Annotated in this window: 14 protein-coding genes and 2 rRNA genes (1 of these 16 cut by a window edge); 12 read left to right on the top strand and 4 right to left on the bottom strand. The window is 50.9% G+C overall.

Annotated features, from left to right (window positions below):
* The 3 genes from ACJJIJ_RS17030 to ACJJIJ_RS17020 all read left to right on the top strand — a co-directional run.
* A 23S ribosomal RNA gene (locus ACJJIJ_RS17030) occupies positions 1-2,615 on the top strand (it extends 267 nt beyond the left edge of the window).
* Positions 2,616-2,819: 204 nt separating this feature from the next.
* Positions 2,820-2,935, top strand: a 5S ribosomal RNA gene (rrf, locus tag ACJJIJ_RS17025).
* An 809-nt stretch (positions 2,936-3,744) separates the two neighbouring features.
* Positions 3,745-4,743, top strand: coding sequence for a YncE family protein (locus ACJJIJ_RS17020; protein WP_444937973.1), 999 nt, complete (start codon positions 3,745-3,747; stop codon positions 4,741-4,743).
* Between the two features lie 31 nt (positions 4,744-4,774).
* On the opposite strand, the gene ACJJIJ_RS17015 is transcribed toward ACJJIJ_RS17020, so the two are convergent.
* Both ACJJIJ_RS17015 and dtd read right to left on the bottom strand, forming a co-directional pair.
* Positions 4,775-5,296: a GNAT family N-acetyltransferase gene (locus ACJJIJ_RS17015; protein WP_444937972.1), complete on the bottom strand. Its 522-nt coding sequence runs from the start codon at positions 5,294-5,296 to the stop codon at positions 4,775-4,777.
* 128 nt (positions 5,297-5,424) lie between these two features.
* Entirely contained in the window at positions 5,425-5,862 is a 438-nt protein-coding gene (gene dtd, locus ACJJIJ_RS17010; RefSeq protein WP_444937971.1) for a D-aminoacyl-tRNA deacylase, read from the bottom strand.
* A 62-nt stretch (positions 5,863-5,924) separates the two neighbouring features.
* Here dtd and ACJJIJ_RS17005 point away from each other — a divergent pair, with 62 nt between their 5' ends.
* The 5 genes from ACJJIJ_RS17005 (at position 5,925) to ACJJIJ_RS16985 (ending at position 13,023) form a co-directional block, all read left to right on the top strand.
* Positions 5,925-8,057 (top strand): prolyl oligopeptidase family serine peptidase, encoded by a 2,133-nt coding sequence (locus tag ACJJIJ_RS17005; protein WP_444937970.1) that lies wholly within the window; start codon positions 5,925-5,927, stop codon positions 8,055-8,057.
* A 226-nt stretch (positions 8,058-8,283) separates the two neighbouring features.
* Complete coding sequence (locus ACJJIJ_RS17000) at positions 8,284-9,273, top strand: SDR family oxidoreductase (protein WP_444937969.1); 990 nt, start codon at positions 8,284-8,286, stop codon at positions 9,271-9,273.
* Positions 9,274-9,453: 180 nt separating this feature from the next.
* Entirely contained in the window at positions 9,454-10,047 is a 594-nt protein-coding gene (locus ACJJIJ_RS16995) for a DNA-3-methyladenine glycosylase I (RefSeq protein ID WP_444883106.1), read from the top strand.
* Between the two features lie 75 nt (positions 10,048-10,122).
* Positions 10,123-10,968: a mechanosensitive ion channel family protein gene (locus tag ACJJIJ_RS16990; RefSeq protein ID WP_252083737.1), complete on the top strand. Its 846-nt coding sequence runs from the start codon at positions 10,123-10,125 to the stop codon at positions 10,966-10,968.
* A gap of 162 nt (positions 10,969-11,130) precedes the next feature.
* Positions 11,131-13,023: a DUF885 domain-containing protein gene (locus ACJJIJ_RS16985; RefSeq protein WP_444937968.1), complete on the top strand. Its 1,893-nt coding sequence runs from the start codon at positions 11,131-11,133 to the stop codon at positions 13,021-13,023.
* A gap of 291 nt (positions 13,024-13,314) precedes the next feature.
* On the opposite strand, the gene ACJJIJ_RS16980 is transcribed toward ACJJIJ_RS16985, so the two are convergent.
* Positions 13,315-14,532, bottom strand: a complete 1,218-nt coding sequence (locus tag ACJJIJ_RS16980) for a patatin-like phospholipase family protein (RefSeq protein WP_444937967.1) — start codon at positions 14,530-14,532, stop codon at positions 13,315-13,317.
* Between the two features lie 209 nt (positions 14,533-14,741).
* Here ACJJIJ_RS16980 and ACJJIJ_RS16975 point away from each other — a divergent pair, with 209 nt between their 5' ends.
* From ACJJIJ_RS16975 to ACJJIJ_RS16965, 3 genes are read left to right on the top strand one after another with little or no spacing between them, the layout of a single operon-like run.
* Positions 14,742-15,521 (top strand): hypothetical protein, encoded by a 780-nt coding sequence (locus ACJJIJ_RS16975; RefSeq protein WP_444937966.1) that lies wholly within the window; start codon positions 14,742-14,744, stop codon positions 15,519-15,521.
* A gap of 24 nt (positions 15,522-15,545) precedes the next feature.
* Positions 15,546-15,677: a hypothetical protein gene (locus ACJJIJ_RS16970; RefSeq protein WP_444937965.1), complete on the top strand. Its 132-nt coding sequence runs from the start codon at positions 15,546-15,548 to the stop codon at positions 15,675-15,677.
* Positions 15,664-16,431 carry a VIT1/CCC1 transporter family protein gene (locus tag ACJJIJ_RS16965; RefSeq protein ID WP_444937964.1) on the top strand — a complete coding sequence of 256 codons (768 nt, stop codon included), beginning with the start codon at positions 15,664-15,666 and terminating at the stop codon, positions 16,429-16,431. The genes ACJJIJ_RS16970 and ACJJIJ_RS16965 overlap by 14 nt, the downstream gene beginning before the upstream one ends.
* Position 16,432: 1 nt before the next feature.
* On the opposite strand, the gene ACJJIJ_RS16960 is transcribed toward ACJJIJ_RS16965, so the two are convergent.
* Positions 16,433-17,509, bottom strand: coding sequence for a GGDEF domain-containing protein (locus ACJJIJ_RS16960; protein ID WP_444937963.1), 1,077 nt, complete (start codon positions 17,507-17,509; stop codon positions 16,433-16,435).
* Between the two features lie 167 nt (positions 17,510-17,676).
* On the opposite strand from ACJJIJ_RS16960, the gene ACJJIJ_RS16955 reads away from it, so the two are divergent.
* Positions 17,677-18,195 carry a macro domain-containing protein gene (locus ACJJIJ_RS16955; RefSeq protein WP_252083731.1) on the top strand — a complete coding sequence of 173 codons (519 nt, stop codon included), beginning with the start codon at positions 17,677-17,679 and terminating at the stop codon, positions 18,193-18,195.
* Positions 18,196-18,246 lie beyond the last annotated feature (51 nt).

Here is an 18,246-nt window from a genome sequence, read left to right as displayed (position 1 = left end):
TAAGCTCTTTATGTTTTAGTGGAAGGTTCTGGAAAGTACCGCGATACAGGGTGATAGCCCCGTACACGAAAAGGCATTTAGAGTGAAATCGAGTAGGTCGGGACACGTGTTATCTTGACTGAATATGGGGGGACCATCCTCCAAGGCTAAATACTCCCAGCTGACCGATAGTGAACCAGTACCGTGAGGGAAAGGCGAAAAGAACCCCGGAGAGGGGAGTGAAATAGAACCTGAAACCGTATACGTACAAGCAGTAGGAGCCCTTCGGGGTGACTGCGTACCTTTTGTATAATGGGTCAGCGACTTATTGTCTGTAGCAAGGTTAACCGCTTAGGGGAGCCGTAGAGAAATCGAGTCTTAATAGGGCGTTTAGTTGCAGGCAATAGACCCGAAACCCGGCGATCTATCCATGGGCAGGTTGAAGGTTGAGTAACATCAACTGGAGGACCGAACCCACTAATGTTGAAAAATTAGGGGATGACCTGTGGATCGGAGTGAAAGGCTAATCAAGCCGGGAGATAGCTGGTTCTCCTCGAAAGCTATTTAGGTAGCGCCTCGCGTCTCACCCTCGGGGGTAGAGCACTGTTTGGGCTAGGGGGTCATCCCGACTTACCAACCCCATGCAAACTCCGAATACCGAGGAGTGCAATCGCGGGAGACACACGGCGGGTGCTAACGTCCGTCGTGGAAAGGGAAACAACCCAGACCGCCAGCTAAGGTCCCAAATACCAGTTAAGTGGGAAACGATGTGGGAAGGCCCAGACAGCTAGGAGGTTGGCTTAGAAGCAGCCATCCTTTAAAGAAAGCGTAATAGCTCACTAGTCGAGTCGGCCTGCGCGGAAGATATACCGGGGCTAAAACTGGTAACCGAAGCTGCGGATGCTCTTAGGAGCATGGTAGAGGAGCGTTGTGTAAGCCGTTGAAGGTGGATCGGGAGGTCTGCTGGAGGTATCACAAGTGCGAATGCTGACATGAGTAACGACAAGGGAGGTGAAAAACCTCCCCGCCGGAAGACCAAGGGTTCCTGTCCAACGCTAATCGGGACAGGGTTAGTCGACCCCTAAGGCGAGGGCGAAAGCCGTAGTCGATGGGAAACAGGTTAATATTCCTGTACTCGCTATTGCTGCGACGGAGTGACGGAGAAGGCTAGGCCAGCATGGCGATTGGTTGTCCATGTTTAAGGTTGTAGGCTGGGGACTTAGGCAAATCCGGGTCCCTAAGGCTGAGAACTGATGACGAAGCCCACTTAGTGGGTGAAGTGGTTGATGCCCTGCTTCCAGGAAAAACTTCTAAGCTTCAGGCAATAGTGAATCGTACTCTAAACCGACACAGGTGGTCAGGTAGAGAATACCAAGGCGCTTGAGAGAACTCTGGTGAAGGAACTAGGCAAAATGGTACCGTAACTTCGGGAGAAGGTACGCCGGTTTTGGTGATGGGACTTGCTCCCTAAGCTGAGGCCGGTCGAAGTGACCAGGTGGCTGCGACTGTTTATTAAAAACATAGCACTCTGCAAACTCGTAAGAGGACGTATAGGGTGTGACGCCTGCCCGGTGCCGGAAGGTTAATTGATGGGGTTAGCTTCGGCGAAGCTCTTGATCGAAGCCCCGGTAAACGGCGGCCGTAACTATAACGGTCCTAAGGTAGCGAAATTCCTTGTCGGGTAAGTTCCGACCTGCACGAATGGCGTAACGATGGCCACGCTGTCTCCACCAGAGACTCAGTGAAATTGAAATCGCTGTTAAGATGCAGTGTACCCGCGGCTAGACGGAAAGACCCCGTGAACCTTTACTACAGCTTTGCACTGAACTTTGAGCCTACTTGTGTAGGATAGGTGGGAGGCTTTGAAGCAGTAACGCTAGTTATTGTGGAGCCGTCCTTGAAATACCACCCTGGTATGTTTGAGGTTCTAACTCTGGTCCGTTATCCGGATCGAGGACAGTGTATGGTGGGTAGTTTGACTGGGGCGGTCTCCTCCCAAAGAGTAACGGAGGAGTACGAAGGTGCACTCAGCATGGTCGGAAATCATGCAATGAGCATAATGGTATAAGTGCGCTTGACTGCGAGACAGACATGTCGAGCAGGTACGAAAGTAGGTCATAGTGATCCGGTGGTTCTGTATGGAAGGGCCATCGCTCAACGGATAAAAGGTACTCCGGGGATAACAGGCTGATACCGCCCAAGAGTTCACATCGACGGCGGTGTTTGGCACCTCGATGTCGGCTCATCACATCCTGGGGCTGAAGCCGGTCCCAAGGGTATGGCTGTTCGCCATTTAAAGTGGTACGCGAGCTGGGTTTAGAACGTCGTGAGACAGTTCGGTCCCTATCTGCCGTGGGCGTTGGAAATTTGAGAAGAGTTGCTCCTAGTACGAGAGGACCGGAGTGAACGAACCTCTGGTGTTCGGGTTGTCACGCCAGTGGCATTGCCCGGTAGCTATGTTCGGACGGGATAACCGCTGAAAGCATCTAAGCGGGAAGCCTCCTTCAAGATTAGATTTCCCTGACTCCTTGAGAGTCCTAAAGGGCCGTGGAAGACTACCACGTTGATAGGCTGGGTGTGGAAGCGTTGTGAGGCGTTGAGCTAACCAGTACTAATTGCCCGTGCGGCTTGACCATACAACAGAGATGGTTACTAACGACTAGCTAAGCTAGCGGATTGTGGAATGAAAGACACACAATGATCGCTTGCGGTGTATTACTACAGATTGTTTTACCGACTTATTTGGGGTTATCGCCGGTCAACAGACCGAGGCAAACAGCGATAACACGGCAGGCCAAGCAAAATTGCTTATAAGACCAACGCCAACCCAAGCCAGTTTGCCTGACGACAATAGAGTTGTGGAACCACCTGATCCCTTGCCGAACTCAGAAGTGAAACGCAACATCGCCGATGGTAGTGTGGGGCTTCCCCATGTGAGAGTAGGTCATCGTCAGGCTTCTAATCCGAAAAGGGCCACCCAATAGGGTGGCCCTTTTTTTATGTGCAAAAAAATATTGAATGCATCAAAAAATAAAAACAGAGAATAAAAAAATAAATTCAAAATACAGAAAAAATAAAAGCTCAATCGAATTTTTACTCGCAACACTCCCGCCGAAAAATCCAACTCGGTAAAAGCCAATGAAAAAAGCGCAGGCTCTAAAAAGCTCCGAAGAGCCTTCCCTCCTATAAATAAAGCACTTTCTTAAATTTTTTCTGTAAGGAAAAAATGAAAATACAAAAAAATAGCGCGCTTTATTTAATCTGCACCTCAAGCACCACCAAAAAAACACCTGAAATTAAAAAGTGCTCTTTAGCCTAGAAAAATCATTGCGTTGAAAAAAACGGCGCAAAAATACCAATAAAAATACCGGTGATTTTTTGCACGTTTTAATGAACCTGTGCAACCACGGGGCCTGGCGCGGATATACCGCAGTTATGCACAAGTCTATCCAGACTTTCTGTTAATAACGCCAAGCGCTGGAAAGTGGATAAATGGCTGGTGTTTTTTTACCCGTTGAAAAGGGCCCCGCGGAAACAGGGGCCTGAGCGTGGATATCCCTGAGTTATACACAGCTCTATCCATGGATTCTGTTAGTAATTAGCTCAAATAACACTAGATCTTATAAAACTATACAGTCAGAGCCTGTTTCTAGACCCTAGCCAGAGGGTGTCTTGCACTTTTAACTATACTGACAGGTCATAGGCGCCTAAATAGTTGTGCCGTGTGAATAACTTGCAGTTGAGACCAAGTGGTGAGGTGCTCTAATGCGCTGGTCGATTCTTTCTAGCTTGATTCTCCTGAGCCTGTTTCTGGGTAGTTTCACTTTTGCGAGTACCCTAATAGTGGGCAATAAATATGAAGGGACAGTCAGCTTTATTGACTTGGAAAATGGGAAGGAAATCAAGCGAACGGAAACTGGTGGCTCTCCACATGAACTTATTTTGTCCCCGGATAAATCAAAGGTTGTGGTGGTTTCCTATTTGGAAGATGGCTACGTTGGCGAAGAGTTAAATGTCTTTGATGTGGCTACGGGCAAACGCTTGAGCATTATCGATATTAGCCCGCATATGGGCCCTCATGGAATTGCTTGGCTGGGAAGCGGTGATGACCTTATCGTGACCACGGAAGAAACTCATGATGTGATTAAGGTTGATACTGTCGCGGGCAAGGTGCTCGGTTCTGTATCAACAGACCAGATAGGAAGTCACCTGCTGGCTTTATCTCCGGATACTAAAACTGCATATGTTACCAGTCGTGGTTCGGATACTTTCAGCGTGATCGATACGGACACTATGACCTTAAAAAAGACTCTTCCGGCTGGTGATGGTCCTGAGGCGGTATGGGTCAGTCCCGATGGGAAAGAGCTATGGATAGGTAATAATCGCTCAAAAAATATTTTCATCTTTGACACGGCTAGTTTAAAAAAGAAGGATGTCATTGATGTTGGTTACCTTCCCATTCGCATAAGTTTCCATCCCGAAGGGAAGCTGGTTGCAGTTGCGGATCTACAGGGAAACCGGGTGGTGATTTACGATGCGGCAACCCGCAAAGAGCTTAAGAGTATTGACTTAGGCGCTGCCGCCGCGCGGGAACCGGCTTCACTACTCTTTACCCCCGATGGTAAGTTTCTATATGCCGGATCACAGAGAGACGGGAAGGTGGTCGAAATAGATACAGGCAAATGGGAAATCAAGAGAATTTTTAGGGCTGGTCAGGGGGCTGATGGCTTGGAGTGGAGTCCGGTAACGATTCAGCCCGAGTAAATTCTATATCATATTTTTATGGTGGATGTTGTTAGAGGGCGACGGTGTAGATCATTAGATCCTGGGACTTTCCATCGATCGTAAGGTATGCGGGGATGGTGCTACTGTGGATTCCACCGGCCCGTCTTGCAACCGCAATGCTAGCGGTATTTTCAGAAAGGCAGTGTATTTTTATCTGGGCTACACCAGCTTGTCTTTTTATTTCTTCGCAAATCCTAGCCACAACTTTCGCCATTACACCTTTGCCCTGGCAGTGAGCCGAGAGCCAGTAGCCAATTTCGGCACTCTTGTTTTTCTGATTAATTTCTTTGACACCGATTATTCCGGAGAGTTGGTCATTAAAAATGATCTTGTACCAGGCAGAGCCATTGTGTTTACTATAAATACGCTGGCAAATATATTGTTTGGTCGACTCCATATCCTGTACAGACTTTGCCCAGTACAAATATTTTTCCAAAAGTGGGCGGTTATCTTCTATTAGATAAAAAAGCTCCTGGGAATCTTTCTCCTGTAGAAATTCCAGATAAATATCTTCTGTTACCGTTAACCGCATGCGGTTTTTCTCCTTGATGGTGGAATCTCTCAAGTGAGATGATGTTATAAAAATACAGTTTTTTCTTAATAAGTTTACGAGGATTTGCCCCGGCACTTCAGACTTAGCGAATGAAACTCTTAAGGACTTTAGGTTTCCAGCATAAAGGTAACCGGGCCGTCATTGAGAAGAGACACTTGCATATCTGCGGCGAAGGTTCCGCTGGCTACCGGTGTAAATTGGGCATTAGCGCGCTCAAGAAAATAATCGTACAGGCCCTCGGCATGTTGTGGGCTGGCGCCGCGACTGAAGCTGGGTCGAAGGCCGCGTTCAGTTTCAGCGACTAGGGTAAACTGGCTCACGACAAGGAGCCCGCCAGCGGCCTGTTGCACATTGTGGTTCATACGGCCGTTTTCATCGGGAAAAATCCGATAATTCAGTACCTTATGCAGTAATTTGTCTGCGCTTTCACGGTTGTCTTTAGACTCCACTCCCAACAGCAAGAGTATACCGTGCTCAATAGCACCCACCGACTGGCCAGACACTTCTACGCGGGCGTGGCTGACCCGTTGGATTAATCCTTTCATCTCAGACCTCTCTGTCTCTCTGGAACCCTGCGAGTAAATCGCCTAGATTAGCGGACTGATTCATGCAGAGAAACCGAGAATACCGTATGAAGAAACAGTTAATGGCACTCCTGGTTGGGGCTCTGGCCACAGCTGCTGTGCAGGCGGTGGAAACCTACCCCAAGAGTCAGACTATTGAGCACATAGATGAATACTTCGGTGTTGAGGTATCCGACCCCTTTCGTTGGATGGAGGATATGTCTAATGGAGAGGTTAAGGAGTGGGTCAAGGCACAGAACAAGCATGCGTTACCACGCCTGAAGGATCTGCCAGGCTGGCAGAAGATCAACGATCGCCTCACAGAATTGTGGCGCTACGAACGCTATGGCGTGCCCTATAAGAAAGGCGATAGCTACTACTACGACTACAACAACGGTGACTGGGATCAGAACATTTTCTACCGCGCCGGGGAGCTTGCCCAGGATGGCAAGCCTATGCTGGACCCACGCAGCTTGAGTGAGGATGGCACCATCGCAGCGAAACGACTTAAGGTCAGCCCCAAGGGGCGTTACCTGGCCTATGGTATTTCCGATGGTGGCACGGACTGGACAGACTACCGTATTCGCGACTTAAAGACCGGCAAGGACCTAAAGGAGCAACTGACTGGGATCAAGTTCAGTGATGCCAGCTGGGCCCCAGATGAGTCGGGCTTCTATTACAGTCGTTACCCATTCAACAAGGATGGCAGTGCCGATGATAGCAAGCAGGTCGCGGTCTATTTCCACCGCCTGGGAGACTCCCAGGAGCGCGACCAATTGGTATACCGTATTACCGATCATCCCACTCGCAACCCTGATGCCGAGGTAAGCGATGATGGCAATTATCTGCTGTTCACCATTTTCGATGGTTATGATTCCAACGGCTTTTACTATCGCGACTTACGCGATGACACCGGCAAGGTCATCAAGCTGTTGGATGACTGGGATGGCCTCTATCAGTTTCTCGGTAATAAGGGCAGTACCTTCTTCTTCGAGACCAGTGCGGGCGCACCGCTGGGCCGGATAATTGCGATCGACCTGGCAAAGCCGCAGCGGAAATACTGGCGTGACCTAGTGGCGCAGGCAGACAGCGCCCTGCAGAGTGCCAGCTATATTGGCGACCGATTCGTGCTGCACTATTTAAAAGATGCCAAGTCGCGAGTGCTGGTGACTGACACCAATGGTAAGAAGCAGTACGAGCTGAAATTGCCCGGCGTGGGCTCTGTGAAGGGTTTTTACGGTGAGCCGGATGAAGTGGAGACCTTTTATTCTTTCTCCAATTTCATTACCCCACCGAGTATTTATCACCTGAATGTGCAGACCGGTGAAAGCAAAATATTTAAGCAGCCGAAATACGCTGCAGACTTCTCTGAGTTAACCGTGAGCCAGCACTTCTATAAGAGCAAAGACGGCACCCGTGTTCCTTTATTCCTGGTGCATAAGAAGGGTATGAAGCGCGATGGCTCCAACCCTACACTGCTATATGGTTATGGTGGTTTCAACTCCGCTCAGTTGCCGCGCTTTTACAACCGCTTTGTGGGCTGGTTGGATATGGGCGGTACCCTGGCGCTGGCCAACCTGCGTGGGGGTAGCGAGTACGGTGATGCCTGGCATCAGGCGGGTACTAAGACCCAGAAGCAGAATGTCTTCGATGACTTTATCGCCGCAGCCGAGTGGCTAATCGCGGAGAAAGTTACCTCTCCAGAGAAGCTGGGTATCAGTGGGCGCTCCAATGGTGGATTACTCGCGGGCGCGACCCTGGTGCAGCGTCCGGACTTGTTTGCCGCGGCACTGCCGGTAGTGGGCGTGCTCGATATGCTGCGCTACCACACCGCTTCCGCCAACGCACGCCAGTGGTCCAGTGACTACGGTCTGAGCGAAAACCGCGAGGAATTTAAGGCGTTGCATGCATACTCTCCGGTTCATAATACCCGCGAGGGCTCTTGCTACCCGGCCACCCTGATCACCACCGCCGACCGCGATGATCGTGTAGTGCCCTGGCACAGCTACAAGTTTGCGGCCGCCCTGCAGCGAGACCAGGGCTGTGAAAAGCCGATATGGCTCGCGGTGGAGACCCGGGCTGGCCACGGTGCCGGCAAGCCGGTGTGGATGCAGGTGGAGGATTTCGCCAACCAATGGAGCTTCCTCGCCCACCAGCTGGGAATGAAAATCGAGTAACCTTTCCCATCGACTCAATGTGTAGATAGTGGGGGCCGTGCTGGTGCCCCCGTTCAGACACTGCGGATTGGGTTTAACCCTGGGGCTGCATCAGCAACAGTGTTGGTGCACAGCCCACCTTGTCGAGATTGTAGTACTGCCTGCGGTTTACCCTCCCGGGGTGCGGAAGTCTTGGCAGAGGCTATCACTGGGTATGAATAACAAGAAATAATCATCCGGTGGATCTATGAAACATGCATTCGTGACCGGGGGCAGCGGCTTCCTCGGTGCCAACCTTGTCGAGCAACTGAAAGCCGATGGCTGGCGGGTAACCGCCATGCATCGCAAGACCTCCAACACAGAGAGGCTGCGCAACATGGGGGTGGAGCTGGTTGAGGCCTCCCTGAACGATTCAGACTCACTGCGCTCAGCTATTCCTGACGATGTCGATGCCCTTTTCCATATGGCGGCCAATACTAGTATGTGGCGCGGTGGCAATGCACAGCAGTGGAAGGACAATGTGGAGGGGGCGGCGAATATTGCAAAGGTTGCGAGGGAGAAAAATGTTGGCCGTATGATCGTGACCAGTTCGATCTCCGCCTACGGTTACCACAGGGATACGATCACCGAAGAGAGCGAAAAGCGTGCAGACGATCCCCGCCATCATTATCTGTATACCAAAAAGCGTGAAGAAATAGCGGTGTGCAAAGAGATCGACAAGGGATTGGATGCGGTATTTCTCAATCCTTGTGCAATCGTGGGGAAATTCGACACCAGTAGTTGGGCGCAGACATTTTTTCTAATCGATAAAAACCAATTGCCTGGCGTGCCGCCGGGTTGGGGGTCTTTCTGTCATGCCGGGGCGGTGGCTCGGGCGCATATCGAGGCGGTCGAAAAGGGTCGCTGTGGAGAGAATTATATCCTTGCCGGCACCGATGCCAGTTTTCTGGAATTTTTTGGCAAGATAGCCGAGCTGCTGCACAAGCCTGTGCCGAAGCGTACAACTCCCGCCTTCGTTATTCAGTCTATCGCCTGGTTCTCTGATGTATGGTCGCGTGTGAGTGGTAAGGAACCGGTAATTACCCCGGAAAAGGCCACCCTGGTGACGCGCCGGGTTGTAGCTAGCAGTTCCAAGGCAGAACGCGAACTCGGTTATCAATCAGAGGTGACATTGGATGCCATGTTGTGCGAATGTCGCGACTGGTTAGTAGAGCAAAAATTATTGGAGATAAAGTGAATCGCAGTAATATTATTTTTATCCTGGTTTCCTTGTTGTTGGTTCTGCAGTTGATTCAGCACTATTTCTTTTCCGGAGCTCAATAGCGCTAGTCCTCTCCTTTTTGCTGGCTGTGCTCGGTATTGTTACCGAGCGCCGTCACTGCTTGAGATTAAGGAAAATAAATTTTAGGAACCTATTATGGAAGAGAAACGCTGTGGCTGGTGCCTGTCCACCCCGCTATATCAAAGCTACCACGATGAGGAATGGGGGCGCCCGGTAACCGATGAGGCCACCCTGTTTGAGTTTCTGCTGTTGGAGGGGGCCCAGGCCGGGTTGTCATGGATAACCGTATTAAATAAGCGGGATAACTATCGCCGTCTTTTCGATAATTTCAATGCAGAAAAAATTGCGCGCTATACGCCGCGCAAGATAGAAAAGTTACTACAGGACCCGGGGATCATACGCAACCGTCTCAAAGTGGAGTCTGCGGTTAAAAATGCCCGCGCAACTCTGGCACTGCGAGAGAAAGGGCAAACACTCTCTGACTTTCTCTGGCAATTTACCGACGGCAAGGTGATCGTGAATAAACCCCGTTCCCTCAAGCAGGTACCGGCCAGTACAGCGGAATCTGATGTGATGAGTAAAGCGCTTAAAAAAGCCGGCTTTAGTTTTGTTGGCTCTACCATTATGTACGCCCATATGCAGGCCACGGGGATGGTTAATGACCATTTGCACACTTGCCCTGCGCGTCAGCGCTGCCTGGATGAAGCCGAGGCGGCGGGACTACTTTAGAAAGCAAATAACCGCTGTGGTTAGCCGGTTCCGATCTTTATTATCAGCGCATTTGCCAATGAACAGGAGGCCCTTATGAGTCTTGATGGTATTGGTGAAAGTTACTGGCCCCTTTTCACTGCTGGCTTTTTACGGATTGCGGCCGCAGTGCTGGTTATTGCAGTGACTCTGGGGGTGGCCCACCTGGCGCGAAGTGCTATAAATCGATTAACCAGCCGGCTCGATGCGACACTGGTGCCGGTGTTGCGCAATATTGCGACCTGGGCCATTTATATTGTCGGGGCGCTGGTGGTTCTGGATGTGTTTGGGATCAATACCACGAGTCTGATCGCCTTACTCGGTGCCACCGGTTTGGCGGTGGGGCTGGCCTTAAAGGATACCCTGCAAAATATTGCGGCCGGTTTTATTTTGCTGAGTTTGCGCCCCTTTCGTGTCGGCGATGTGATTCAGTTTGGCCAGACCATGGGCACTGTGCGTCAGGTGGGTCTTTTTACCACTGCGTTGGATACTAGCGATGGCCTGCGAATTACAGCACCGAACAGCACCATTTGGGGGCAGACCCTCACCAATTACAGCCACAATCAGACTCGTCGTGTCGAAATAGTGGCGAGCATCGCCTACGGAGACGATATCGAGGCGGGTATACAGGTATTGCGCCGACTAGTGGCAGATGAACCGCGAATTCTACCGGAGCCCCAGCCGAGCTTCGCGGTTCGCGCACTGGGGGATAGTGCGGTGAACCTGCAAGTTCGGATTTGGACACCGACTGTTGAGTACTGGGATGTCTATTGGACTCTCATGAAGCGCTTGAAGCCCGCCCTGGAGGGCGCGGGTTTAACGATCCCCTTCCCCCAGCGGGAGCTGCATATTGTGCAGAAGCCCGAGTGGCCCGATCCCAGCTCCCCCGAGCCGAAGACATAACACAGAGTCCCGAATGATCCGCCATTTTAGGCGAAACCCTCACCAAGACTGCTCGTCTCGACGCGCAGATATAGCGTTTGAAAGAGCTCGAATCGACAGTTCAAAGATTTCGTGTCAAAGTTAGCGGCGTTTTTTTGTACAACTTTTGACCGAGATAGGAAAATGCCGATTAAGCTGAACAACCCTTTGATCCCCAGCCTGCTGGCTGTCGCTATCCTTGCGGGCTGTCAGGGCGATAAGAGCGCTCAAGCAGGAGCGAATGCCGACAAAGCTCAAGGTGCCGTTGCCGAGGCCCCTGTAACCGTTGATGCGGTGGCTGAGACCAAGCGTCTGACCGAATGGCTGGATGCGCGTTACGAAGAGCAGCTGCAGTTCAGCCCCATGCAGCTGTCCTATCTCGGCCGCAAGGAGCAGTACGACCAGATCGACGATATGAGCGAAGCTGCCGAGGCGCGCCAGCTGGCCTGGATGGAAAAGGCCGTTGCAGAGCTGAAGAAGAACTTCGACTACGACAAGCTGAGTCAAGAAGGGAAAACGTCCTACGATATTTGGGTTTACCAGTTTGAGCAGGCCAAAGCCGCCGAGCCCTTTAAGCGCCATGGCTATATTTTTGAGCAGATGGGCGGCGTGCAGTCGCAACTGCCCAACTTTCTGCTGAACTTCCACAAGGTGGACAATATCGAGGATATGCAGGCGTATATCGCCCGTATCGGCGGTATTTCCCGGGCTATCAATCAGCTGCGCGAGCGCGCTGAGCAGTCTGCCAAAGAGGGCATTCGCCCACCGCGCTTCGCTTACGAGGGCGCGATCGAGCAGTCCAGCAAGCTGATCGACGGCGCCCCCTTCACCGATGGTGAGGACGCCCCCCTATGGGCCGGAGCCAAAGGCAAAGTCGCTGAACTGTTGGAAGCCGGCAAGATTGACCAGAAGCAGGCCGATAAGCTGACCGCAGACGCGCGCAAGGCCTTGGAGACCGAGTTCCTGCCTGCCTATAAGACCCTGGTTGCCTGGCTGAAGAAAGATGTACAGAAGGCCTCTGCAGAGCCTCAGGGCGCCAGCAGTCTGCCGAATGGTATGGCCTACTACAACCAGCGCCTGGCAAATACCACCACTACCAGCCTGACCGCTGATGAAATCCACAATATCGGCCTGAAGGAAGTAGCGCGTATTCGCAGCGAGATGGAGACCATCAAGAAGCAGGTGGGCTACGAGGGCAACCTGCAGGAGTTCTTCACCTTTATCCGTGAAGATGGCCAGTTCTACTACCCCAATACCGACGAAGGCCGCCAGGGTTACCTGGATGATTCCACGGCTTTCCTTGACGACATCACCAAGAAGCTGCCGGATTACTTCGGCCTGCTGCCCAAGGCTGAGCTGGTGGTTAAGCGGGTGGAATCTTTCCGCGAGCAGGATGGTGGTGCCCAGCACTACTACCCGGGCACTCCAGACGGCTCTCGCCCTGGCATCTACTATGCGCACCTGTCTGACATGAGTGCCTACTCCACGACCGATATGGAAACTGTGGCTTACCACGAGGGCAACCCCGGCCACCATATGCAGATTTCCATTGCGCAGGAACTGGAGGATATCCCACAGTTTCGTACCCAGGCGCACTTCACCGTATATGTCGAAGGCTGGGCCCTTTACTCTGAAAAACTGGCTAAGGAGATGGGTGCATTCGAGGACCCCTACAACCTGTTTGGCCATCTGACCGCAGAAATGTGGCGCGCCATCCGCTTGGTAGTGGATACCGGCATGCACGCCAAAGGTTGGAGCGAGGAGCAGGCGATAGAATACTTCCTGGAAAACTCCGCGATTCCTGAAACAGCCGTGCGCTCCGAAGTACGCCGCTATCTGGTGTGGCCGGGTCAGGCTACCGCCTACAAGATCGGGATGCTGAAGATTCAGGAGCTGCGCAAGCAGGCCGAGGAGCAGCTGGGCGAAAAATTCGATATCCGCGGTTTCCACGACACCGTACTGGGTGGCGGTGCACTGCCGGTACCAGTCCTGGAGAGCCGAGTGGCTGCTTGGGTGGACTCAATTAAGAGCGCTTAAAAGCTAACTTGGTTATTGAATTAAAGCCGGGCATTGCCCGGCTTTTTTTATGAGGGTGACTCTTACCTTTCCCATTTTTTAATTGTTTGGCCAAAGAGAAAAAGTTAAAACTCTCATTATTCATTAAACCTTAAGAGCGCAACGGAACTGCTGGGTAAATTTCCAGCTGAAACTGCTGGGAAAGTTTGACAGTGAACTATGTGGGTTGGAGGGAGTTAAAGAATTGTTTTCTCAGAATTATTAGGTTGACTTAAGATTTTCTCAGCTTTTTCAGGTTTTTTAAAGTCGACGTTAATCCATTCGGTTGAGGTGTCGGATAATGTTTCTTAAGCTACATTTATTCTCTTTGATTAATTTTTCTGAGTAATATTTAAGGTGATGCAATAAGTCATAGTCGAATATGCCCACGAAAGGCTGGTCAATATCTACGTTGAGAAAATCGTATTCGATACGCCCCTTTTGGGAAAGAATCTTGGCAATCTCTAAAGTGTAAAGTTGGTTTTTATCCATAGAACGCTGTATGTTGGTTAAAGCATCATGAGCCCAGTGAATGCGTCCCCATTTTCTCAGCGAGTGGTACTTCATACTTGAGCTTAGTAGTTTTGGGTATCCAGAGCACAAGACCAGTATGTAGTATTTTTTTTCTGGAAATTCATGAATAATGTCTCTTAGGATTAAACTAGACGGGTTGTTTATAGCTATAGCCGCATCTGCAAATACACAACAAATACCCTTTTCTTTAGCTGTTGGGTAAATTTTGAAGGAAGATTGAAAGTTGGACTTCATCGATTCAAAAGAGACTGGAGGGAAAGCCGTCTCGGCACTAGCTGCAGCTGTTACCAGTTGGTATAGGCTATTTGTAGGTAAATCTAGGGCCGCATCTCCTCGATTTTTGAATAAAAAGATTTCTCCACTATCTATGTTTAATGTTGGAATAATAACGTAGTTATCTAAATCATTAAATTTTAAATCTTTTGTGTAGTATTTCTCCATGATCTCATGTAGGCGTCGGCCGAAATAGGCTGGTGAGAAGAGCCCAGCCCCAGTGAGCAGCTTGTGATACCAGGGGGATTTAAAGATATAAGTAGTTTCATCTTTATAAATATTTATTAGGTAGTCTAGGTGAGAAATATTCTTCCCATAGTAGTCTGGAATAGCTTTACCTGGGATGTTGATTCCAGTTGCTATAACGGCTCCAGTGGATACTCCGGCAAAAACATCAAATACTTCATTAATCGGTTTTCCTAGGTTTTTTTCGATATATTGCAGGACATAGAGGGGGATAAGTCCGCGAACGCCCCCGCCCGTAATGATTAGTACTTTGATTGTATCTTTATCTTGCAGATGATCTAAGTTTCTAACAAATCTTTTTGAGATAAATTCTCTGTTAAAGGTGACTGATTGAGGGAAGCATTTGTTATAAATGTAGGCCGTAAGAGCATAGGCTCCAGATAAAGTTGTTAAGGTAAAGAATAGTCTTTTGGTTAGCTGACCGGCCAGTTTCAACATAAAAGGAAACCATGTTTGTTCAGTAACTAGTCCTTAAGCAATGCACCTTTCTCATCGCGGAACTATTGTAATGTAAAATTTATACCTAATATGAAAATCGTTTGGTTTTGATTTATATGACCCCAAAGAGGAGAATGTCTTTTGATATCACCTGTTGAAAGTAAGGTGTCTAGCTTAAGGAAGGAATTAGAACTTAAAAAAGGCTGTGTATGAAAAAAATTATCATTATTTTATGTTTGTTAATTGCCCAATTAGTTGCTATTCCACTTTGGGCCAAGACGGATACTAAGGCGGTTTCTACCGAAATTACCGTGCGTGCCAAAGCCAAGGATGCCAAATTTATCGGTTCCTCCATTGGGGGTGCCATGATCATTATCCGTGCGGCAGATACTGGGGAAATTCTCGCACAGGGCCTGACTCAAGGGAGCACCGGCGATACTGGTAAGATTATGAAGACCCCGCGTGAGCGCTATGCGCCTATCGCCGAGGGGGCGGCTAAATTCACCGCTAATCTGGATATTAGTGAGCCAGTTTTTCTTACCATTGAGGTGCTGGCCCCCTACATCAAAAAGCAGGCCCGCGTGGTGGCGCAGACCCAGACCTGGTTGGTGCCCGGCAAGCCTATTGGTGGCGAGGGCTTGATTGTGGAAATCCCCGGCATGGCGGTGGACCTGCTCAGCCCACAGACTCACCTCTACACCGGTTTGGATAAGAGTCCATTCGAGATCCGCGCCAATGTGGTGATGATGTGTGGTTGCTCCTTTACCGATGGTGGCTTATGGGATGGCAGCAAGATTGAAGTCACTGCGATAGTGAAGCGAAATGGAGGCGAATTTGCCACAGTGCCACTGAAAATCCAGGACACTATGAATACCTTTAGTGCGCCCTTCGCCACGGATTTACCCGGCGTCTACGAAATTCTGGTTTACGCTTATGACGCTAAAACCGGAAATACCGGTGTTGATAGGGGCAGTTTTATTGTGAAATAAACTGGATTGGCCGGGGCCAAGGCAATGAGCAGAAATAGGACAGGGGACTATGAGGTGTTTATGCGTGGTATGAATACGCGAGTCCCCGGCTTTTATAGCTCCGCTGTAAATCCCGGCCAGGTGCTCCTGCTGGGCCTCTGCTATGACGGGGCGTGAGCAAAAGGGAGCGATGTCCCGGCGCGAGTTGCTGGAGGAGCACCGCCCAGAACGGATCCACGCCCGCCTGGGGCGAGAGCCGAAATCTCAACGGGTCTCCGATTTTGTTCTGGGGGCTATCGATGGCTGCGTTACCACTTTTGCCATAGTGGCCGGGGCCTTCGGTGCGGGTTTTTCCGAGTCGGTGGTGTTAGTTATGGGGTTCGCCAATCTGATTGCGGATGGCTTCAGTATGGCGGTGAGCAATTACGAGGCCGTCAGTGTGGAGCGTGAACAAGCTGCGGCGGCCACACGTATCGAACGCGAGCATATCGCACTGGTACCCGAGGGAGAGCGAGAGGAGATTCGCCAGATATTCCATCGCAAGGGATTTCGCGGGCAGGTGCTGGACGAGATCGTCACTACCATTACCGCCAATCGCCAGCTATGGATTGAGACCATGTTGGCGGAGGAATACGGTATCAGCCGCACCAAACGCAAACCTCTGGGCAGTGCTTTGGTGACCTTCTTCGCATTTATTGGCATGGGCACCGTGCCGCTGTTGCCCTACCTTCTCCCGCCACTGAACTCTTCACAACAGTTCTATAGCAGCGTTATTCTGGCGGCTTTAACCTTCTTTGCCATAGGTCTGTGCAAGGGCCTGGTATTTTCCCAAAAGGTTTGGATGGCGGGCTTCAAGACTCTGGTATTTGGTGGCGGTGCCGCCGCGCTGGCATTCGCTGTAGGCTTCTTCCTGCGCGACCTTATCACTTGACCTAGGCGGCTACTACCCGGTTGCGGCCACTGTTCTTTGCCCGGTACATACGCTTGTCCGCCTCCGCCAGTAGTTGGTTGTGAGGGTTGCCGCTTCCCTCTACCACGCCAAAACTGATGGAAACTTTTACCGGCTGTACGTAGCGGCGGCTCAGGGCCTCAACCTTGCGACGCAATTTTTCTGCCAGCACCCTGCCGCCGCGCACATCGGTATTGGGCAACAGCAACAGAAACTCCTCTCCGCCCCAGCGTGCAACAACATCCTCTGCGCGGGTGTTTTCCCCGAGAATTTTCGCTACGTCCTGCAAGATGCGGTCACCAAAGCCGTGGCCGTAGGTATCGTTAATGCTTTTAAAGTTGTCCAGGTCGCCAATCAGTATCACGTAGCGGCCCTGTAACTCCTTGTTGCGCCGTTCCATATCGTGGATAGCCCGGTAGGCCTCTCGGCGGTTCGCCAGCCCGGTGAGAGCATCGGTGGAGGCACTTTTTTCCAGTTCACCGGTGAGGCGTTCGAGTAGCTGTTGGGTGTGATGGCGACTGCTGTCGAGTAGTGCGGTGAGAGCGGTAAGAGCGCCAAAGACCGCAATAAAACGTGCGCGATAGGCGGTGTCATATTCCGCCTTCAGGCCGGGGAAATCCGGGTAGAAAAGAGCCGTCGCGGTGACTAGGCCGATGGCGATCAGCGCCACTGTGCCGGTCTTATAGCCGTATAAATTGATAAATCCTGGCACCAACATCACCGCCCACATTAGGCCAGTGTTGTTAACCCCGCCGGATAACAGCAGATAAAAGTAGAGTACCAATAAAAGAATGCCTACCAGTAGCGGTGTTTTTTGGCTGGGGCCCATCACATTGATGGTGACATAGGAGCAGAGTATCACTACTGCGGCGGCGGAAAGGGTCGTGGCCTGCAGAATATCGGCGGCGCTCAGGGCAATAACCGCCATGACACCGGTTACTGCCATGGCAAAAATTAACATGTAGGAGGAGGCCATGATACGGCGGCGCAGGTCGATGCGCTCCAGCTCCGCCACCGGTGTGCCTAGTGCGGTGTGATGCTTGTTATACCCTGAGTTCATAGTCGTCTCTGTTCCTGTACAGACTGCAACTTCCGTCGGTCGTAAGCGCGATTACTGTCACTTATTTCACCGGCAGAGTGAAGCTGCGCCGAGTATAGGAGGATTCGCCCGATGACCAAAGCCGCGAGCTACAGTATCTGTAAAGCAAACGTTAGAACTGAGAAACCGTGACACAAATTCATCTGACTTGGGGCAATATCCTGACATTACGTGGGGACGCACTGGTGTGCCCCGCGCACAAACATCTTATTCGCGGGCGCGGCCTTTCGGCGCAGATTTATGCACAGGGTGGCGTTGAGCTTGCGACTCAGTGTGGTAGGCAACTTAAATGTGCCGTAGGTGAGGCGCGGCTAACTAATGCCTACCATCTGCCGGTGGATTATCTGCTGCACACGGTTACGCCGCAGTGGAGCAGTGGTGATCAATGGGGCGCTTTGGCCATTGGCCAGCTACGGCGTTGTTATGAGAGTGTGTTGTGTCTTGCGAGGGAGAAGGGGTTGAAGCGTATTCTCTTTCCCGCATTGGGTGCGGGTACCAATCGATTTCCCCATGCCATTTCCGCACACCAGGCCCTGGAAGTTCTCAATGAGTATTCCGGTGAATTTGATCAACTGACGGTTTGTTTACATTCTCCCGCCGCTCTTGGAGAGTGGGAGAGGGTTGAGCGGCGTTTCTACACGGTGTGAGATTACCTGATCACAAAAGTGTACAGTCGTGCTTATTTAGTAAGGGCTAAT

This window comes from Microbulbifer mixtoriginis (SeqCode) (genome assembly GCF_052467945.1).
This window is presented reverse-complemented; position numbering and strand designations above follow the sequence as displayed.